The 3,255-nt window shown below is 74.0% G+C and carries 1 protein-coding gene; it reads right to left on the bottom strand.

Annotated features, from left to right (window positions below; all coding sequences use genetic code 11):
- The coding region (locus ACWD4P_RS38005) for a type I polyketide synthase (protein ID WP_449782790.1) at positions 1-3,255 on the bottom strand (3,255 nt) is incomplete at both ends.

The raw sequence follows: 3,255 nt of genomic DNA, 5'->3' as shown, positions 1-3,255 counted from the left end.
GGTCGTCGAGGTCGGCGAGGGTGATGCGTCCGGGGTTCTCGGCCTGGGCGGCGCGGACGAGTCCCCAGATGGGGGCGCCGGTGAGGTCGGTGATCTCGGGGTGGGCGACGGCGCCCGAGGTGACGACGACCAGGCGGGAGTCGGTGAGGCGGTCGTCGGCCAGCCATGCCTGGAGCGCGCCCAGGACCCGGCCGAGACCGGCCCGCACGCCGGCCGGTACGTCACCGCTCTGCGGGGCGCACGGCAGGACGACGGTCTCCGGAACCTCGCCGGTTCCGCGCACTGCGTCCCACAAGGCCACCTCGGCGGGCATGCCGACGGCGGAGGACGCCGGCGAGGCAAACGGGAGCCAGTCGATCCGGTGCAGCGCGCCACCGCCGCCGCCCAGGGCAGCCGGTGCGACCGGGCGGAGGCCGAGCGAACGGACGGACGCGACCGGCGTGCCCTCGGTGTCGGCCAGCGTGATCGACAGCGAGTCCTTGGTCGGGCGGGCCAGGTGGACCCGCAACGCGCCCAGTCCGGAACGTCGGACGCTGACGCCGGACCAGGAGAACGGCAGCAGCGTCCCGGTCTCCTCCTCGTCGGCGAGGATCACCGCGTGCATGGCGGCGTCGAACAGCGCCGGGTGGAGGCCGAAGCCGCCGGCCCGGGCGCGGGCGTCCTCGGGGAGCGCGACCTCGGCGAAGGTGTCGTCGCCCCGGCGCCAGGCGGCGGTCAGCCCCCGGAACTCCGGACCGTAGGCGTAGCCCTGGTCGTGCAGCAGCTCGTACGCGCCCTCCAGGGGCAACGGCTCGGCGCCGGCCGGGGGCCACTGGGCGAGGTCGGTGACGGTGTCCGCAGGCTCCGGCTTCTGGGAGAGCAGGCCCTGCGCGTGCAGGGTCCAGACGCCGGAGTCCTCGGCGCGGGAGTGGACGGTGACCGTGCGGTCGCCGTTCTCGTCGTCGCGGCCGACGGCGACCTGCACCTGCACCCCGCCCTGGTCGGGCAGCACGAGGGGCGAGTGGAGGTCGAGCTCGGCGAGAACGGCGCAGGCGACCTGTCGGCCCGCGTGCAGGGCGAGTTCGACGAAACCGGTGCCGGGGAACAGGATCGCGTCGCCGATGCGGTGGTCGGCCAGCCAGGGCTGGGCCTCGACGGACAGGCGGCCCGTCAGCAGCGCACCGGAATCGGGCAGCGGGACGACGGCGCCCAGCAGCGGGTGGTCCGCCGCGTCGAGCCCGGCCGCCGCGACCTCCGAGGAGGCCGTGCCCATCCAGGGGGTGGCCGCCACATAGTCCTGGGTGGTCCACCAGTACGGCTCGCGCTGGAAGGGGTAGGTGGGCAGGTCGGTGTGCTGGGTGTGGAGGCCGGTGAAGGCCTTCGTCCAGTTCACGGCGGTGCCGTGGGTGTGGAGGGTGCCGAGGGCTGCGAGGAGGGTGGTGTTCTCGTCGCGGTCGCGGCGTTGGGTGGGGATGACGGTGGTGTCTTCGGTCGTCTGCTGGGCCATGGCGGTGAGGACGGCGTTGGGGCCGATCTCCAGCAGGGTGGTGACTCCGCTGTCGGTCAGGGTGCGGACGGCGTCGGTGAAGCGGACGGCGGCGCGGACCTGGCGGATCCAGTAGACGGGGTTGGTGAGTTCGGTGGTGGTGAGGGTGCCGGTGACGGTGGAGACGAGCGGGATGGTGGGCTCGTTGTAGGTCAACTCCCGTGCCACGGTGGCGTACTCGGCGAGCATGGGCTCCATGAGCACGCTGTGGAAGGCGTGGGAGACGCGCAGGCGCGAGGTGCGGCGGCCCTGGGTGGCGAAGCGCTCGGCGAGCGCCTCCACGGCGGCGGTCTCGCCCGAAATGACCACGGAGCGCGGCCCGTTGAGGGCCGCGATGTCCACGCCCTCGGTCAGGTGCGAGGAGATCTCGTCCTCGGTGGCCTCGACGGCGATCATCGCACCGCCGCCCGGAAGGGCCTGCATCAGCTTGCCGCGTGCGGCGACGAGTCGGGCGGCGTCGGTCAGGGTCCAGACGCCGGCGACGTGGGCGGCGGCGAGTTCGCCGATGGAGTGTCCGGCGAGGTACTGCGGGCGCACGCCCCAGGAGTCGAGGAGGGCGGAGAGTGCGACCTCGACGGCGAAGAGGGCGGTCTGGGTGTAGGCGGTCTGGTCGAGGAGCTGGGCGTCCTCGCCCCAAACGACCTCGCGCAGGGGTCGGTCGAGCCACCGGTCGAGTTCGGCGCAGACTTCGTCGAAGCGGGCCGCGAACACGGGGTGGGTGTTGTACAACTCCTGTCCCATGCCGAGGCGCTGGGCGCCCTGGCCGGTGAACAGGAAGCCGGTGGTCCCGCCGGGGCGGGCCGCACCCGCGAGCGGTTCGGTGCCGTCGGCGATGCGGTCGAGCGCGGTGAGCAGTTCCTCGCGTCCGGCGGCCGCGACGACCGCCCGGTGCTCGAAGCTCGCGCGGGCGGTGACCAGGGCGTGCGCGATGTCCGGCAGTGACGCGTCCGGGTGGGCGGTCAGGTGGGCGCGCAGGCGGGCGGCCTGCTCCCGCAGGGCTGCGGCGCTGCGGGCGGAGAGGGCGAACGGCAGTGCCGCGCGGGCGAGTTCGGGTGATCCGGTGTCCGCGACCGGGAGTCCCGGTGCCTCCTCGACGATGACGTGGGCGTTGGTGCCGCCGATCCCGAAGGAGGAGACACCGGCCCGGCGCGGCCGTTCACCGAGGGGCCATGCGCGCGGCTCGGTGAGCAGTTCGACGGCGCCGGCTTCCCAGTCGACCTTGGTCGATGGCTGCTCGGCGTGCAGGGTGCGGGGCATGACGCCGTGGCGCATGGCCTCGACGACCTTGATGACGCCCGCGACGCCGGCGGCGGCCTGGGTGTGGCCCATGTTGGACTTGATGGAGCCGAGGTGGAGGGGCTGGTCCGCGGGCCGGTCCTGGCCGTAGGTGGCGATGAGGGCCTGGGCCTCGATCGGGTCGCCGAGGGCGGTGCCGGTGCCGTGGGCCTCCACCAGGTCCACCTGGTCGGGCGAGAGTCCGGCATTGGCCAGCGCCTGGCGGATCACTCGTTGCTGGGAGGGGCCGTTGGGGGCGGTGAGGCCGTTGGAGGCGCCGTCCTGGTTGACGGCGGAGCCGCGTAGGACGGCGAGGACGGGGTGGTTGTTGCGGTGGGCGTCGGAGAGGCGTTCGAGGATGAGCATGCCGGCGCCTTCGCCCCAGGCGGTGCCGTCGGCGGTGTCGGCGAAGGAGCGGGCGCGGCCGTCGGGGGCGAGGCCGCGTTGGCGGCTGA

The organism is Kitasatospora sp. NPDC002543 (assembly GCF_053594915.1).
Note: the sequence above shows the minus strand (reverse complement) of the source record. Positions and strands in the feature narration are given on the sequence as shown.